The sequence below is a fragment of the Kordia sp. SMS9 genome (genome assembly GCF_003352465.1).
Taxonomy (GTDB): domain Bacteria; phylum Bacteroidota; class Bacteroidia; order Flavobacteriales; family Flavobacteriaceae; genus Kordia.
This window is the reverse complement of the sequence record NZ_CP031153.1, coordinates 1,446,991-1,464,525: the sequence shown is the minus strand read 5'-3', so window position 1 is coordinate 1,464,525 and position 17,535 is coordinate 1,446,991. Positions and strand designations below refer to the sequence as shown.

The following is a 17,535-nucleotide window of genomic DNA, read 5'->3' as shown; positions in this document are numbered from 1 at the left end:
GAACTATGTATGTTTCTTTAAAGCATAAAAAAGCCCAAACACACGAAGCGTTTGGGCTTTTTAAGCACTCTAAATTTATTTATTATTGCTTGATAAATTTCTTAGTGACCGTTTGCGATCCAGTATTGATTTGAATCATGTATACGCCAGCTCTTAATTTAGAAACATTGATAGCTCCAGAAACGATGTTTCCTTTTGCTACGTGTTGTCCTACCATATTCATAATGGTGTAACTTGCATTGTCTTGCAAAGTTGTCACATTTAAGGTAGCTCCTTTTACAGGATTTGGATAAATTTTCACATCCAAAGTAGCTCTTACATTAGTATCATTAAAAGTAGTCATGTAATCTGCTGTTGCTGTGGTTCCAGAAGCTGATACACAGAAGTTGGTTGTATCTGACGTTGTAAATGATCCGCCAGAAGCCAATGTTGCGCCTGTATTATTGTTTGTCAATGTAAACGAACCGTTTCCATACGCACAGCAAATTCCGTCACCGTACGCATCAGTAATGGTAAAGTCATAACATCCATCATCTAAACATCCAGCATCAATAACTAATGTTGAGCCATCTGCTTGCGAAGCATACGTTCCGCCAGAAGCGACTACTGTTCCTCCACTATTCGTGATTTCCCAGCTTGTTTCTTCAGGATAATTATCAAACGTAATGGATAATGATACATTTGAACACGATGGTCCACTTCCGCCACTTGTAGAAAGACTTACGCCATCAATAGCAATATCTGCTTGCCAAGTTGACCCTGTAATACGGTTGAATCGCAATTGAACACTTCCGCCCACATACGAAGCTAAGTTGACACTTGCCGTTTGCCAGCCAGTTCCTTTGTTTCCTGTTTCACTCCATAAAGAAGTCCACGTGGCACCATCATCGTCGCTCGCTTCTAAAGAAATACTTCCCATATCGGCAGCGCCATACATGCTATAGCTAAATGCGAAAGTTGCTTGTGTTTCTCCACTTAAATCAAAACATGGCGAGTTTAAAATGGCTTGCTTGTTAGGATATCCTGTTCCGCTTCCAGAAGCTTCTACAAAAATGTAATATGATCCTTCTGCTGCTGCAGTTGGTCCTGTTCCTGAAGATGGTGTTCCTCCAGAAGTAATACTCCAATTGATATCATCTGTGGTAGATTGTGACCATGCGCCAAGTGTATTTTCAAATCCTTCACTGTATGGGAACGAACTTACGCCGCCTGAACAACCTCCTGTACTTGCAGGATCCACATTTACTGTTCTCGATACTTGTGTAGCATCATTTCCAGCAGCATCACTTACATTGTAGTTTAAGGTATATGTTCCTGTTACGGATGTATTTACCGAACCTGTTACCACAATGCTTGATGTTAAATCGCCATCTATGTTATCACTTGCCGTTGCACCAGGATCCGTAAACGAATCACCAACCGTTAGGTTGATGGTTGCTGCACCATTTAACGTAATTACAGGTGCCGTTGTATCTGCCGAAGCATCTACAGCTGTGACTGATAAATCGTCAATCGCAATATCACTAGACCAACCGTTTCCAGTAGTTCCTACAATTCTTAGTTTTACTTCTTGCCCTAAGTATGCACTTAAATTTACTGAAATACTATTCCATTGGTTTCCTTTATCGCCAGAATCTGACCATAAGTTTGCCCATGAAGTTCCATCTGTAGAAGCTTGTACAGTTATGCTACCAACCGCAGTTCCGTACATGTGATTTTGAAAGCTAAACGTAGCTGAAGATTTTCCTGCCAAGTTGAAACAATCACTTTCTAAAATTGCAGTTCCGTTGTTTCCTATTTGTCCAGGGCTGCTATTTGTAGAAGCTTCTAAGAATAAATAGTTGGTTCCTTGCGCTGCCGAAGTTGGTCCTGTTCCTGAAGATGGTGTACTTCCGCTCGTGCGGTACCAATCTCCATCATCTCCACCAACTTGTGTCCAGCCATCGCCAGCTTCAAATCCTTCACTGTATGGAAAAGAACTTATAGAACCTGAGCAGAATGCTGGTATATCAGCCGTGGTAAACGTTACTGACGAACTGTATAATGAATTTCCGCTTGGACATACGCTTCGCACTTGTACTTCATACGAGGTAGAAGCCGCCAATCCTGTTAATGTAGTAGAATTTGTTGCTACTGCATTTGTGGTCCAAGTTGACGTTCCTGATTGTCTGTAACGAACATCATAAGTCGCTGCTGTTACGGTATTCCAATCAATATCTGCACCTGACGTTGTGATTCCAGATGCTGAAACTCCTGTTGGTGTTGTTGCATTACATACTACTGGTGTTCCTGAAAGTCCTGTAACAATTAATGAGAAATCTTGACTTCCACCCACTAAAGAACCTTTGTGTGTTACCGTAATTGTATACGTTCCGGAAGCTCCCGAAACATCTACTCTTTCATACGGATCTACGGTATTGTCTCCTGTTCCGTTGGTTGTAACTCCTGTTAATCTCCATGGATTGTAGGTTGTTCCACCTTTGGTTACTCTGATATCTAAATCATTTACTAATACTGCTGTAGATGAGTTTGTTGCTGTTGTTGCCGTTCCTGCACGATCTGTCCAAGAAATTGAAGCTAGTAATGGATTTGTTCCATCAGAATCAACTGTGATAGAGTACGTTTGACCAGACGTTAAGGTCAATTGCTCAATTTTAGCTTCGTTTCCATCATTAGAAATAGCTTCTGCTGCGCGTTTTGTATTCATTAATCCCCAACCAAAAACGGCATCAGGACCCGAAGCTCCTGCATCATCAGCGGTATGTAACGCCAATCCTTTGATGGTAGCAGCTCTTGCAAATGAACCATTTGTATTGTTGTAATGTTGTTGTAATAGTAATACAGAACCTGCTACGTTTGGCGATGCCATAGATGTTCCTGTAATAGAATTGTACGCAGTATCACTGTTTTGGTAGGTAGAATATACGCCTGTACCATTTCCTGTAATGTCTGGTTTGATACGGTAATCATCTGTTGGACCTTCACTACTACTACTATTGATAGCTACAGAAATTAGGTTTCCACTTGCATCTATGTTTGCATCTTGTGCATTGGCAACGACCAAGTTATTTTTGGATGTAGAATGTCCTGTGAGTTTATCGTACGAACTATTGCCGCCCAAAGGACTTGCATTGTATCCGTTTTGATTTCCGTCATTTCCTGCGGCAACTACCATTAAATAGTTGGGCGCGTTAAACATAATTTCATCCCAATCGCGAGATTCTGTGATATACGCTCCAAAATAATAATCAGGTACTAAATCGCCTCTAAAACCGTAGGAATGATTTGAAACTAACATTCCGCTAGATGCTGCCGAAGTTGCTTCACCTAAATCACTGTTCCAGTCGTATCCTACAGCGCTTGCATGTGGCGCCATTCCTTTCGCATTTGCTACAACTCCAGAAGCCATGATGGTTCCTGTAACGTGTGCTGAGTGATAGTTTAACGAACCAGAATCTCCTGTGGAGAAACGATTGGTTCCGCCAGCTCCGTCATATTCTTGGTGGGAAGCTCTGGCAACTCCGCCATCCCAAACATAGGCTGTCATGTTTTGTCCCATAAGATTCAATCCTAAAGAACCTCCAGCGTTTAAGTGATCTGTTCTTGTAGATCGTGCCGCGTCTACATTGAATGTTCTGTAATATACAGGTTGTCCATCCGCTGTTACGCGTTGTAGTTCCACAAGTGTTCCATCTGGCAAAGTGGTTCTAATTTCCCAGCCGTTTTGTTGTGCCAGTTGAATAGCGCGTTGCTTTTCTTGTGCTTGTTGTGTGGTTAATTTGTTTTCTAAAGTTCCTAACGCTTGTAGATCATATTGGCTTACAATCTTCTGCTTTTCAGCATCCGTTTGTCCAAATGAAGTTTGCGTAAAGAACATACCAAGGGCGAGTAGCCCTAGTGAAAGGTACTTGTTCTTCATGTTTTATTTTGGTTATTAAGGTTAATTTGTATTTAAAAAAATACGTCTTGCTACATACATATTGAATAGGTGTGTTTTGGTGTACAATATGTATTGTAGATGATTGTTTTTTGACATATTTTCATCAATACGCGCCAAAAGTGTTAATTTTTTACAAATATTTTAAAGATTTATGTGTTTTTTCGACGAATTACTCATTTTTTTAAGATATTCTTACAGATATTGTTTTATACACTCAAAAACTACGTCAAAACCTTACTTATTTTATACTAAAAGAGAAACTAAGGTGTTTTTTAAAAGCTATTTTACAAGTTAATTTTTTAGTGAAATTCTATTTGTTTACTTTTGAGTAATGCACACTTTACTAGATATCCAAAACCTTAGCATTGCTTTTAAAGGCAATGAAGTTATTCATGGAATTTCCTATACCGTTTCTTCTAATGAAATTTTAGGAATTGTTGGCGAATCTGGGAGTGGAAAATCCGTTTCTTCGTTAGCTGTTTTAGGTTTGTTGCCTAAAAAGCATGCAACGATTTCTGGTGAAATTTTATACAACGATCAAAATTTGGTAACCCTTGCTGCTAAAGATTTTCAACGCTTACGCGGGAATGAGATTTCGATGATTTTTCAAGAGCCCATGAGTTCTTTGAATCCGTCAATGACCTGTGGAAAACAGGTGGAAGAAGTATTGTTGCAACATAAATTTTGTTCTAAAAAAGAAGTGAAAGCGACCGTTTTGTCACTTTTTGAAAAGGTAAAGTTACCTAGAGTTGCTCAGATGTATCGCTCGTATCCGCATCAGTTGAGTGGCGGACAGAAACAGCGCGTTATGATTGCCATGGCAATTGCCTGCAAACCAAAGTTATTGATTGCTGACGAACCCACGACAGCATTGGACGTAACGGTTCAGAAGGAAATTATTTTGTTGTTGAAAGAATTGCAGCAAGAAACCCAAATGGGCATTATTTTTATTTCACACGATTTGTCATTAGTGAGTGAAATTGCCGATCGGATTGTGGTGATGTACCAAGGTGATATTGTGGAAAAAGGGGAAACTTCCGAGTTATTTACAAATCCGCAGCACGAGTATACAAAAGCCTTGTTGCAGTCAAAACCTTCTTTGGAAGTTCGATTGCAAAAGTTGCCCACCATTCAAGATGTATTGGCGGGTACGGTTTCTACCGAAGTTGTTTCTGCCGAAGCACGAAAGCGTCACCATGAGACCATTTACGCGAAAGCGCCATTATTGGAGGTGAAAAATGTGTCTAAGTCCTTTTTTAGCAGCGCAGGTATTTTTGGCACATCTACGGAAGTGAAAGCTGTAAACGACGTAAGTTTTTCATTGTACGAGGGCGAAACACTTGGTTTGGTGGGCGAATCTGGTTGCGGGAAATCTACCTTGGGAAATACTATTTTACAGTTGCATAAGGTCACCGAAGGCGAAATTTTGTATAAAGGGCAAGATATTACCCAATTGTCTACCCGTGAAATTCGCAGTTTGCGCAAAGAGATACAGATTATTTTTCAAGATCCGTTTGCATCGCTGAATCCTCGAATTCCTGTCGGAACGGCCATTTTGGAACCCATGAAAGTACATGGATTGTACGCCAATGACGCCGAACGCAAGGAGAAAGTGCTCGAATTGCTAGAACGCGTTGGTTTGGATGCTTCGTATTACGGAAGATATCCGCATGAGTTTTCGGGCGGACAACGACAACGAATTGGTATTGCGCGCACGATTGCATTGCAACCCAAGTTGATTATTTGTGACGAATCGGTTTCTGCACTCGATATTTCCGTTCAGGCACAAGTATTGAATTTGTTGAATGAGTTGAAAGATAATTTTGGTTTTACCTATATTTTTATTTCGCACGATTTGGCGGTTGTCAAGTATATTTCTGATCAGTTATTGGTAATGAATGACGGTAAGATAGAAGAATTGGGCGAAGCCGATGCTATTTATGCCAATCCGAAGTCTGAATACACACAGAAATTGATTGATGCTATTCCGAAGGGGATTTAATTCTTATTTGCTTTGTTTTTAGCAACTTAAATCTACATTTCAGAAACTATATAAATTTTACAGCTTTCAAAGCAGCTACTTTTATGGTATAAACATAAAATTATATATCATGAAAAAACAAACATTTAAAAATTTAGTAGTACACAAAAAAACCATTTCTAGTTTAGAAACATTACAAAAGATACATGGTGGAGAAGATTCTTTTTGGCCAGAAACTCTAAAGTTTTGTCCTGCGCCACCAGATCCTAGTCCAGCGACAGACATACGCGTATGTACAGTAGGTCCTGATGATTGCATTGTATTATAGGTGTTTTTCTATTTTAGAGGGGAATTCGTCTCCGTGAATTCCCTGTATTATTTTCCGTTGTTTTCCGCTATTATATTCTTCTTAATCGTGGCAACTTTGCATCGAACAAAAAATAGAAAAATCATGAAGAAACAAACTTTAAAGAATTTAGCATTACAGAAAAAGACAATTTCTAATTTAGATCAGATTCATCAAGTAAAAGGAGGCGCAGCTGGCTCTACAAGTTGCCCTTTGGATTTTTTAACATCTATAGTATTTGATTGTCCAGGGCCAAAACCGAAACCACAAGAACCACTACCAGCATCAAGCCCTGAAATTTGCACAGGACCTTATGGAGAGTGCCCTATTAACATATAATACTAAGTACTATTTGAAAGCTATGTTATTATTAAAATAATTTAGCTTTCTTTTAACTACTTTTCCTTTTTGCTCCTTTTGAAAATTCAGTATCTTTAAAAGATATGAACTTAACAAGAGAACAAAAACGCGCCTTTCGATCCTTATTATTTAAACATCAAGATGGCATTACGATTACGGCGACTATTGCGGTGTTGGAACGGTATGCCGTTTTTGATTTTTTGGCGTCGGAGCGAAATACTTCTTTGGGAAAAATTACGGAGAAGTTTCCGCAGTTTCATGCAGGTTATTTGAATATTGCGTTGCGCAGTTTGGCTTCGCAGGGAGTTTTAAACTACTCTGTAACTCCTGATGAAGTTTCTATTGAAACCACTTCAAAATTCACGGATTTTCAACAGCATATACCTCACTATTTACATTTTAATGCGCTTTTCGCCTATTATTATGATTTGTTGAAACAGCCTTTTCAGTTTCCATTGCCAACTATGGACACCTTGATTTCGTATGCTACCTATTGGATAGAAACCAAAGAAAAATTGCATACAGATTCGTATTTTCAGAACGAAGTTGCTTTTCATTTGGAAGGTGTTTTGTTAGCGCCTTTGTTGGTGTATTTAGGCTATCATGCAGATTTGGAAAGCTTGGAGACTGCAACATTTTTGGAAGATGCGTCGCTTCAACAAGTGTTGCAATTGTTGGAATTGCACGATGGTGATGAATTGACGACCAAAGGGGAATTTTTGTTTGCCAAGAGTTATGCTTATGGTGTTACGACTTCGTACATGCCTATTATGCGCCATAAAGAAACGTATTTGACAGGTGATTTTTTACCATTTTTTGAGCAAGATCACTTGGGCAACGAACAACATGTGTTTCGCGGAATTAATGTTTGGGGAAGTGGTGGAAGTCACGCAACCTATTTTAATAAGTTTGACGCCGTTTTGGTTGATATTTTCAATCAACCTTTGGACAAACAACCGAAAGGAATTATTGATGTCGGCTGTGGAAATGGCGCCTTGCTAGAGCATATTTTTGAGTTGATTTGGAACAAAACCCAACGCAAAGAAGATTTAAACAACAATAAACTTATTTTGATAGGTGCCGATTATAATAAGGAAGCGTTGTTGAGTACCAAACGAAATTTGGAAAGAGCCAATGTATGGGCAGAAGTTGTGTGGGGCGATATTGGAAATCCTGCTGAGATTGACGCAAAGTTGCAGAAATTGTATAATGTGAAGCTGGAAGAGTTGTTGAATGTTCGTTCGTTTTTAGATCATAATCGTCCTTTTAATGAACCTACGGGAACGTATAGTGGAAATTTGTTGTCTACAGGAGCTTTTGCGCATCGCGGGAAGCATTTGCACAATGCGGATGTTGCACAGAGTTTGATAGAACATTTTCAAAAGTGGAAGCCGTATATTTCAACACATGGTTTGTTGTTTATTGAATTGCACACCGTTTCACCAACTACCGTCGCGCTGAATTTGGGTAAAACACCTTGTACTGCATATGATGTGACGCATGGTTTTTCGGATCAGTATATTGTGGAATTGGATGTGTTGTTGGACGCTATCGCTAAGGCGGGAATTTCCATAGATCCGAATCACTCGTATCGTTTTCCGAGTGATGACATTTCGACTGTTAGTATTAATTTGATTCAGTAGTTATAATGTAGTCTGTTTTTATAAAATATAGGGCGATTTCAAGGTATTGAAAAGGCATCTATCTGTTTTTATATGCTTTACTTTTCTTATATTCGCTCCAACTTTTTTTAAAAATCATTACATGAGCAGAAAATTACATTTTAAAACCACTTTACCATTTACTACTAAATCATTTCTTTTTTTACTTCTTCTTTTTTCTTTACACAGTTTTGCACAAACTACGTATTTTGTGGATATCAATCGCCCAGACAATTCAGGTGATGGACTGAGTTTTGCCACTGCTTTTAAAGACATACAAGTAGCATTGGATGCAACCGTGGCTGGAGATGAAGTACGTGTTGCACAAGGTACTTATGTGCCGACAGAACCTGCGAGTACCTCAACATTGTATTCGCCCATAGTATGTTTTCATTTTGATAAAGATATTACGTTTAAAGGCGGATATGACGCTTCTTCTGGTATACAAGACCTTAATACTCCTTCTATACTTTCTGGAGATACCGGCAACGATAATACAGTTACAGGTTTTGGCGCTACCCTAAATATTGACAACCAAAATAGTGGTCTTACTACTGTGGTTTTAACTCGAAATTTAACAACTAATTGTCTTATTGACGGATTTATGATGACGGGAGGAAGAGCACGATCGGGTAATGTTATTTATTCTGGAATCAATATAAGTCGTTTTGGTGGCGGTATGACTAATAATTCATCTTCTCCGACAATGACTAATATTACTTTTTTTGGAAATTATGCTACTTCTAGTGGATATGCTGGAGGATTGTACAATAGAAATTCTGATCCTGTACTTAGAAACGTTATGTTTGATAGAAACTATTCTTTTTTTGAATCTGGTGGTGTGTATAATATTAATTCTTCACCTTCTTTCACTGATGTGAGATTTTATGGAAATTATTCTGGAGATCAAGGTGGCGGAATGCGCTCTCTGAATACGGCTTCTGTTATTACATTGAATAATGTCATTTTTGAACAAAATTATGCAGACCAAAGTGGTGGAGGAATGTCCATTACGAGTAATGCTTCTGCAACGTTGACAAATGTATTTTTTATCCAAAATAATGCGGCTAATTTGGGCGGCGGAATGTTTGCACGTGAAACTACCAACATAGAACTTATCAATACTGTTTTTGCTGGAAATAGTGCTACTGGAAATGGTGGCGCATTGTACAATTTTAGTACCTCTAATGTGACGCTTACAAACGTAACCTTTGCACGAAATTCTAGTTCAGCTGATGGTGGCGGTATGTATAACAATTTGACTTCGCCAAATCCTGTATTGTTTAATACTGTTTTTTATACCAATGTTAATGCGAGTAGTATAAATGATATTGCTGGAAATAATATTGATTTTAGCTCTGCCAATAACGCATCTGATAGTACGGGTGGTTTTATCAATTTGGGCGCTAATTTTGTATCGTTGGTTGGAAATCCTTTTGTAGACGTTTTTGATTATAACGGTGCAGATGATATTTACGGAACAAATGATGACGGATTGTTTCCTAATATTACCAATGGTCAACTTGTAAATGCAGGAGATAATACTAGAAATACCGAAGCAGGCGATGCTGCTAAACAAGTGCGTATTGCAGATAGTACTATTGATATTGGTGCTTATGAAAGCGGCTCAACAACATTGGATGTTTTAGAAAACAAGTTGATTTCGCCGATTGTTATGTATCCAAACCCAGCTACGGATGAAATTACACTTTCAAGTAACGTGGAGACTTCTTTAGTGTCTGCTTCTATTTATACAATGGAAGGCAAATTGATCCGCACTGTAGATTTGACTTCTATTTTACAAATAAAAAGTATTGACATTTCTGAGTTACAAGCCGCTAGTTATATGATGGTTGTTACGAGTAATCAAGGACAAACCACGAAAATGTTTGTAAAGAGATAGCTACTATACTTTTAAAAAATTAATTGACAAAAGTTATGTATTCTTAGCGAGCACATAACTTTTTTATTTTTAAAGGAATATTACTATCGTTTTTTCTTCTTTTTAGATACTTCTTCTGCCATGAGTAGTGCGTTATAGGCGTTGACTATTTTCCCGGATTTGGATAGGGAGCTGAAAGGGACTTTTTTCGGATCTCTTTTTTCTCCATTTGGATATGGCTTTAACACCATTAAATCATAAGAACTGCCTGACTCTAAAATGATATTTTTCACTTCTATTGCTGTTAAGTTCGGGTAATAAGAAAACAATAGACTAGCAACTCCACTTACTACAGCTGAAGATAATGATGTACCTGTGTCTGTTATTTCTCCATATCTTGATAAACAATTAATTTTTGTTCCAGGAGCATAAATATCCACATTCTTTTTTCCATAATTGGAGTTACTAAAAATTAGTTTTGAGTTGATGTTTTTAGAAGTATTACCAACTTTAATGAAATTTTGTACAGTTTCAACACCTTTCAAATTATCAGTAGGAAAATCATCATTCTTATCTATATTTAATCCATTATTTCCAGCAGAAGTAATGATTAAAACATTTTTGTCTTGGGCATATTTTATGGCATCATTCACCCATTCTGGATACATTGAAAACTCTTTACCCAAACTCATATTAATGATTTTTGCACCGTTATCTACAGCGTAACGAATAGCCAACGCTATGTCTTTATCAAAATCATCACCTACAGCCGCAATACTCAGAGGCATTATTTTCACAAGATCATTTATTCCATCTATACCTATTTTATTGTTCCTTTGAGCTGCTATGATGGAAGCTATCTGAGTGGCATGATTTATTAATTGAGTCCCTTGAACATCATTATTTCCATAAGGATAATCATTTATATCATTCGTATTATCTTTTCTTGAACGACGATCATTATAATTAAAGTTAAACAGAGTATTTAGTTTAAATTCTTCAAACTCTATATAACTATTACACCATTTTTCATCAATATCATATTTTACATAATAAGCTAGATTTGATATTGATTTTTTTTCGTTTTTTTTATTGATAGTTGATTTTAAGGAATCTAACTTAGCAACTGTATAATCTTCTTTCGGAAAATACTTTTTTGCTACTGATTTTCCCTTATTATATCTGGTATTAATTCTTTTATACCTAGCTATTTCAGAATTTTTATAATCAACCTCTGAATCATATTTTATATATGCTTTTTGATATAATTTGAAGTTTTCAAGATGTTCTTTGGGCACTTCACTAAGTAAATTATAATATTTTAATAAAGAATCATATTTCTTAATAATTCTTACATATTCATAACTAGTATATAATGCATCATCTCCTTTTTTGCTTCCAACATAGTTCCAACCGTTAATATCATCTATATAACCGTTGTTATCATCGTCTATGTTATTATTCGGAATTTCATCTTTATTAATCCAAATTTGATCTTTTAAGTCTTCATGGTCAATATCTAATTCCGTGTCAATCACAGCAACAATAATAGTATCGCCTTTTTTATTTTTCAAAAAATCATATGCCTTTTCAAGACTGATTCCAGGAATGGAATCAGTATAAATATCTTTGAGATGCCAATTTTGATTTTCTGCTTTGGTAAGTGGTTGTTTTTTGATAAAAGTAGTTGTAATTGCTTGCGGTTTTTGCAACGTTGACTTCGTAGAAGTACAAGCTACAACAATACAACAGCATAGAATGATACGTAGTTTTATAGACTTCACTTATGAATTATTTTTATGAAGTTACAATATAAGTCTTTTTACTTTTTTCGCTTCTTCTTTTTAGAGACTTCTTCTGCCATAAGCAGTGCGTTATAGGCGTTGACTATTTTGCCGGATTTGGACATTGAACTAAATGGAATTTTATCTTTTGGTTGTTTTTCTCCATAAGGGTAAGGTTGTACAACATCCACATCAAAAGATATTCCTGATGCTAGTATAATTTCTTTTACTTCCACAGCAGATAAGTTTGGATAATATGAGCGAATTAAGGCTGCAATACCAGCTACAATAGGAGATGCATACGAAGTACCTGAATAATAAGAAGTACGTTTTCTTGACTGACAATATATTTTATGCCCTGGCGCAAAAATATCCACGTTTTTTTGACTATAATTAGAAGAAAGCCAAACCAATGTTGAGTCTGCTTTGTAAGAACTAGCCCCTACTTTTATGAAATTTTTTGCATACTCTCCGTTTTCGTCATAATCATCTGGATAATCAAATTCAACATCTAAATTATAACTTTTATTTCCTGCTGAAGAGACAATCAATACATTATTTTTTTCCGCATATTGAATAGCTTCTTTTAACCATGTTGGATGCATTGAAAATTCCTTTCCAATACTCATATTAATAATTTTCGCATCATTATCTACTGCATATCGAATAGCTAATGCAATATCTTTATCATGCTCATTACCGTACGGAGCTGCACATAAAGGAAGGATTTTAACTAAATTAGTAATACCATCAATTCCCATATTATTATTTCGAGTAGCTGCAAGTATGGATACTACTTTTGTCCCATGGTTAACTTTTTCAGTTCCTTGCACATTGTTATTCCCATAAGGAAAATCATTTAGATCATTGATATTATCTCCCTGTTTTGCTCTTTCATTAAAAGAAAAGTTCAATATCGTATTAAGTTCTTTGAGTTCTCTTTGAATACGTTTATCCGCCCATTTAGGATTTATATTATTTTTTAGATAATATTTCATAAATCTTAGTTCAGTCTTTAGCAGAGAATCACTTGATATGTTAGATAAGGAATCTACTTGAGAAAAGGTATATTTTTTTTGGGGGAAATATTCTGTTAGCAATGAATCTACTTCAATGAATTTATTTTTTATTCTTTTATATGCAGCAATGTCATCCTCAACATCTTTCTTTTCTTTTTCATACGTTTTTATTGCTCTTAGGTATTCTTTAAATGCTTTTTTTTGCCTACTTGGAATTTCTTCACTTTTTTTACCCTTAAAAAGTAAATCATACTTTTTTATGTACCTCATGCAAGCATAGTGCGAATAGCGGTAATCTCCACCTACTTCAGTTTGAAGAAAGTTCCAACCATTTATATCATCTATATAACCGTTCTGATCATCGTCAACAGCATTGTTAGGAATCTCATCTTTATTAACCCAAATCAGACCTTTAAAATCCTCATTGTCAATACCTATTCCCGTATCAATAACAGCAACAATAATAGTATCTCCTTTTTTATCGTTTAAAAAATCATAAGCTTTTTCCAAACTGATCCCAGGAATGGAATCAGTATAAATATCTTTGAGATGCCAGTTTTGCTTTTCTGCTTTGGTAAGTGGTTGTTTTTTGACAAAAGTAGTTGTAATTGCTTGCGGTTTTTGCAACGTTGACTTTGAAGAAGTACACGCTACAACAATACAACAACATAGAATGATACCTAGTTTTACTGACTTCACTTATGAATTATTTTTATGAAATAACAATATAAGTCTTTTTTACTTTTTTCGCTTCTTCTTTTTAGATACTTCTTCTGCCATAAGCAGTGCGTTATAGGCGTTGACTATTTTGCCGGATTTGGATAGGGAGCTGAAAGGGACTAACTCTTTTTCTTCACTTGTAGACGGTCTGTTGACCATAATATCCAAAGAAACTCCCGATTCCATGATGATTTGTTTGACTTCGGTAGCGGTTAGGTTTGGGTAGTAGGAGCGAATTAATGTGGCAATGCCCGCAACAATTGGTGCAGAGACTGAAGTTCCGCTTTCATAACCGTATGAATTATTTCTTTTTGTGGTATATATCTTCTCAGATGGAGCAAAAATATCCACGCTTTTCTTTCCATAATTTGAAAAATCAGCGACTAGTTTTTCATTTAACGAATTTGTAATACCGCCGACAACTATTACATTAGTAACATATTCTTTTTTATCGAGAAAATAATCATTAGGAAATGTTTTTTCAACATCTGAATTAGTAGATGAATTTCCTGCTGACAGAACCACCAATATATCATTATTTGCTGCATATTTAAAAGCGTCAACTAACCAATCTTCATGTTGAACCAAAGGCTTTGTAAATGTCATGATGATTATTTTTGCACCGTTATCAACTGCATATTTAATTCCTAAAGTAATATCTTTATCTTGCTCGTCTCCTGTTGGAGAAACACATATAGGCATTATTTTTAAAGCATTCGAAATTCCCTTTACCCCAATATTATTTTCTCTATTTGCACCTAATATCCCTGCTACCTTTATTGCGTGGTTGTGAGTAGATGATTTACTAGCATTAATATTTCCATTTCCATAATGAGTGTCTTCAATATCATCGATATCATCTCCTATAACAGAACGTTCTTCATAGTTTAAGCTTAAATAAATATTAAGATATTTATCTAATTCTTTACGAGTTTTAAAAATCCAATCCGAGTACTTTAGATAATAACGATAATTTGTAATCTTAAGATTTATAACACTATCTTTAGAACTTAATTTAGCTATATTCTTATCTGATAGTAGAGAATCATTATATATCTCAGAAAGATATTTATAAACCTCTTTTTTTCTTTTATCAAGTAATTCAAGAGAAGCTATTCTTTCCTTTGCGAGATTTATGAAATCTTCATATATCTTTTCAGCTTTCTTGTAAAGAACAAACTCTTTTTTTAAACTATTTGGTATATCTGCAAGTTCTTTTGACTGAAATTTTTTTTTATATTTACGTACAATCCTAGTAGCTTCAAAAGTAGCTCTATCGACATTTTCACCTTTTGTATTACCCAAGAAATTCCATCCATGAATGTCATCTACATAACCATTATTGTCATCATCAATTTTATTATTTGGGATTTCATTTTCATTTTTCCATATAAACTTTTCAATGTCTTCGTGCCAACGATCTATTCTATTATCTAATAAGGCTACAATAACTGTATCTCCTTTTTTATTTTTTAAAAGTTCTATATGAGCCCTGTCAATACTTGCACCTATTACAGTATCTTTTTTAATGTCTTTAAAATACCAACTTTGCAATTCTTGCTCAGTTAATTGATTTTTTTTTATTTCCATATTAGGCATAATTTTAACAGGGAATTGTATTTTACACCCTGTTAAAATTAAGCCTAATATAAATATTTGTACTATTTTGAATTTCATTAATAAAAATTGATTTTTAAATTGTTCTAGCACCCATTACGAGTATCTAATTGTGGTGGGCAGGTTGCTAATACATGTGTTCTACATGTTAAAGATTCAGGAGGACACAAAAAAGAATTCGTATTCGTGTTAGTTCCACAATCTGTTTCCACACCACTTTCTCCTCCTTTAATCTTATTTTCAACACCCAAGTTTGCTATGTTTACTTTTTTGAAGATAAGTAATTTAATTTGTTTTTTTTTCATTTCTTTTAATCTTAAATTAATTTTCCATAAATATATTTTAAATATTATGTACAGAACAAATTAAAAACAAGGTTTACTTTGAACTTTCACTGAACATTCTATGATAACATACTGAATATTAATTTTTTAGGTTTTTCATAAAAAAAGAGGGGCTTATACCTGTTTGTTTGAAAAAAGCTATATTGAATGCTCTTCTAGTGCTAAAACCTGATTCACTAGCTATATAATCTAATGTATACTTTCTAAATTTTTTATCTTTTTTAAGGCGATCAATACAATATTCAAGCCTTAACGAATTGACATATTGAGATATAGTTTTTTCTTTATAAGCATTTATAACTTTAGATATATATTTTGAGTTTACTTTAAATTCTTTTGATAATGTATTTAAAGATATTTTCTTTTTGAGAAAAGATTTCTTTTTTTCAAAAAGTTCTAGTTTATTTAAAATATCATTAACAATATTTTCATCTAAGTCAATAGAGTTTTTATCTTTATTGAGTTTTTTATCTTCTTTTTTCTCAATATTAGATTTCATTAATAATTCAAATTTCTTTTTATATTTTTTCTTATTTCTGTAGTTAACTATTAAAATAACTAAAATGATTATTGTAAGCAATATCAATAATACTAGGAAATATAAATATACATTATTGTTATTTTTAAGTTTACTTATAACTTCTTCTTTTTCTGCTATTAATATTGGTGTTTCATGTTCTTTATAAATAGTACTACTTATATATTGATAATTATTTTGAAGATAGTTGTCAAATTTTAATAATTGATTTGTGTAATATAATTGCAAATTTAAATCATTCTTTTGTTTTGAATCTTTAATCAAAACATTGTATGCTTCCCTACATTTTGGTAATAAACCATCTCCATCTGTAATTGAAAAAATAGAATCTACTTTTTTGAAATTATATAATGATTTTTTATATTTTCTCTTATTGTAATAGGACTTACCTAAGTATAAATAAGCAGCGGCTTCATATACCATATCTTTGTAAGTAATGTGTGTAGGTAAAGATTTGGTTATACTGTCAATTGCAGCATCATAATTTTTTTTTCGGTATAGGTTTATTCCCTCAAGTAAAACAAACATGCCGTAGAGTTCAACATCATTTACCTCTTTAGATTCTCTAATACCTTTTTTATTTAATTCAGTTGCAACTTCTAAATTTCCTACGCTAGAGTATTCACTTGATAACAATGAAAGTGTAGATAAGTATTGACTATTAATTGTCTTTGTTTTTTGATAATCCCAAGACTCCTTGGCGTACTCTAAAGCTTCTTTATGTAAACCTATTCTACTTTTTATGACTCCTATGTTGTACTTAGCCAAGCATGCATAATAATCATTATTATTTCTTTTGGATGCATTATGAGCTAATAAAAAATAATTTAATGCTTTTTTGTAATTTAATTTTCGTGAATAAATCACAGACTTTGTTAAATAAGTACTTGCAGGAACAATAAATCCCTCATTTTTTTCAGAATAAATAAGTGAGGTGTCTAAATATTTAAGAATTAATTCATCTATCTGCGTAGAAGCTGCTTTATAGTGATAGGCTTCAGCTATTCGCATAGAATCTTTTTCAAATTTCGCTTTTTTTAAATAAGCGTCAGAGTAGGCACTTATATTAAGTGTATCGTTTTTTGAAAGAAATACATAAATATTATGCATTAGCTCATTATAGCTTTTCTTATTTAGGGAATCTAAAGGCAACTTTTCATTTACTTGACTATAGCCCAAGTTTACAAAAAGAAAAACACAGAAAAGCCTGTAAATCATTATTAATCTTGTTTTTAAGGTTGAATATTCATTGAATTTACTTTGAATATTCATTGAATGTTCAAAGTATGTAGTTGTTTGATGCTAATTTTAAAAATACATTTACACCAATCAAAAAAATCTGA

11 protein-coding genes are annotated in these 17,535 nt (G+C 34.5%); 5 read left to right on the top strand and 6 right to left on the bottom strand.

What is annotated here, in order from left to right; all coding sequences use genetic code 11:
• Positions 1 to 82 precede the first annotated feature (82 nt).
• Positions 83 to 3,919 carry a S8 family serine peptidase gene (locus KORDIASMS9_RS06380; RefSeq protein ID WP_114902047.1) on the bottom strand — a complete coding sequence of 1,279 codons (3,837 nt, stop codon included), beginning with the start codon at positions 3,917 to 3,919 and terminating at the stop codon, positions 83 to 85.
• A gap of 352 nt (positions 3,920 to 4,271) precedes the next feature.
• Between KORDIASMS9_RS06380 and KORDIASMS9_RS06375 the strand changes: the two genes are divergently transcribed.
• From KORDIASMS9_RS06375 to KORDIASMS9_RS06355, 5 genes are all read left to right on the top strand, one after another.
• Complete coding sequence (locus KORDIASMS9_RS06375; protein WP_114902046.1) at positions 4,272 to 5,942, top strand: ABC transporter ATP-binding protein; 1,671 nt, start codon at positions 4,272 to 4,274, stop codon at positions 5,940 to 5,942.
• 109 nt (positions 5,943 to 6,051) lie between these two features.
• Complete coding sequence (locus KORDIASMS9_RS06370; RefSeq protein WP_114902045.1) at positions 6,052 to 6,249, top strand: hypothetical protein; 198 nt, start codon at positions 6,052 to 6,054, stop codon at positions 6,247 to 6,249.
• Positions 6,250 to 6,372: 123 nt separating this feature from the next.
• Positions 6,373 to 6,606: a hypothetical protein gene (locus KORDIASMS9_RS06365; RefSeq protein ID WP_114902044.1), complete on the top strand. Its 234-nt coding sequence runs from the start codon at positions 6,373 to 6,375 to the stop codon at positions 6,604 to 6,606.
• Positions 6,607 to 6,710: 104 nt separating this feature from the next.
• On the top strand, positions 6,711 to 8,270 hold the full coding sequence (locus tag KORDIASMS9_RS06360) for a class I SAM-dependent methyltransferase (protein WP_114902043.1): 1,560 nt from the start codon (positions 6,711 to 6,713) through the stop codon (positions 8,268 to 8,270).
• A 121-nt stretch (positions 8,271 to 8,391) separates the two neighbouring features.
• A complete protein-coding gene (locus KORDIASMS9_RS06355; protein WP_114902042.1) occupies positions 8,392 to 10,191 on the top strand; it encodes a T9SS type A sorting domain-containing protein in 1,800 nt (599 codons plus the stop codon).
• An 83-nt stretch (positions 10,192 to 10,274) separates the two neighbouring features.
• Here the strand turns inward: KORDIASMS9_RS06355 and KORDIASMS9_RS06350 are convergent, their stop codons facing one another.
• The 5 genes from KORDIASMS9_RS06350 to KORDIASMS9_RS06330 form a co-directional block, all read right to left on the bottom strand.
• On the bottom strand, positions 10,275 to 11,882 hold the full coding sequence (locus KORDIASMS9_RS06350; RefSeq protein ID WP_205318037.1) for a S8 family serine peptidase: 1,608 nt from the start codon (positions 11,880 to 11,882) through the stop codon (positions 10,275 to 10,277).
• Between the two features lie 110 nt (positions 11,883 to 11,992).
• Complete coding sequence (locus tag KORDIASMS9_RS06345) at positions 11,993 to 13,672, bottom strand: S8 family serine peptidase (protein WP_114902040.1); 1,680 nt, start codon at positions 13,670 to 13,672, stop codon at positions 11,993 to 11,995.
• Positions 13,673 to 13,711: 39 nt separating this feature from the next.
• A complete protein-coding gene (locus KORDIASMS9_RS06340) occupies positions 13,712 to 15,370 on the bottom strand; it encodes a S8 family serine peptidase (RefSeq protein WP_114902039.1) in 1,659 nt (552 codons plus the stop codon).
• A gap of 26 nt (positions 15,371 to 15,396) precedes the next feature.
• Positions 15,397 to 15,615, bottom strand: a complete 219-nt coding sequence (locus KORDIASMS9_RS06335) for a hypothetical protein (protein WP_114902038.1) — start codon at positions 15,613 to 15,615, stop codon at positions 15,397 to 15,399.
• Between the two features lie 118 nt (positions 15,616 to 15,733).
• The gene (locus KORDIASMS9_RS06330; RefSeq protein ID WP_114902037.1) at positions 15,734 to 17,464 is read right to left on the bottom strand and encodes a helix-turn-helix domain-containing protein; all 1,731 of its coding nucleotides are present in this window, start codon (positions 17,462 to 17,464) and stop codon (positions 15,734 to 15,736) included.
• Between the last annotated feature and the right edge of the window lie 71 nt (positions 17,465 to 17,535).

Coding starts and splice junctions, on each gene's coding strand:
- KORDIASMS9_RS06380 (WP_114902047.1), bottom strand. CDS start 3,919: ATGAAGAACAAGTACCTTTCACTAGGGCTACTCGCCCTTGGTATGTTC.
- KORDIASMS9_RS06340 (WP_114902039.1), bottom strand. CDS start 15,370: ATGAAATTCAAAATAGTACAAATATTTATATTAGGCTTAATTTTAACA.
- KORDIASMS9_RS06365 (WP_114902044.1), top strand. CDS start 6,373: ATGAAGAAACAAACTTTAAAGAATTTAGCATTACAGAAAAAGACAATT.
- KORDIASMS9_RS06375 (WP_114902046.1), top strand. CDS start 4,272: ATGCACACTTTACTAGATATCCAAAACCTTAGCATTGCTTTTAAAGGC.
- KORDIASMS9_RS06370 (WP_114902045.1), top strand. CDS start 6,052: ATGAAAAAACAAACATTTAAAAATTTAGTAGTACACAAAAAAACCATT.
- KORDIASMS9_RS06335 (WP_114902038.1), bottom strand. CDS start 15,615: ATGAAAAAAAAACAAATTAAATTACTTATCTTCAAAAAAGTAAACATA.
- KORDIASMS9_RS06355 (WP_114902042.1), top strand. CDS start 8,392: ATGAGCAGAAAATTACATTTTAAAACCACTTTACCATTTACTACTAAA.
- KORDIASMS9_RS06330 (WP_114902037.1), bottom strand. CDS start 17,464: ATGAATATTCAAAGTAAATTCAATGAATATTCAACCTTAAAAACAAGA.
- KORDIASMS9_RS06360 (WP_114902043.1), top strand. CDS start 6,711: ATGAACTTAACAAGAGAACAAAAACGCGCCTTTCGATCCTTATTATTT.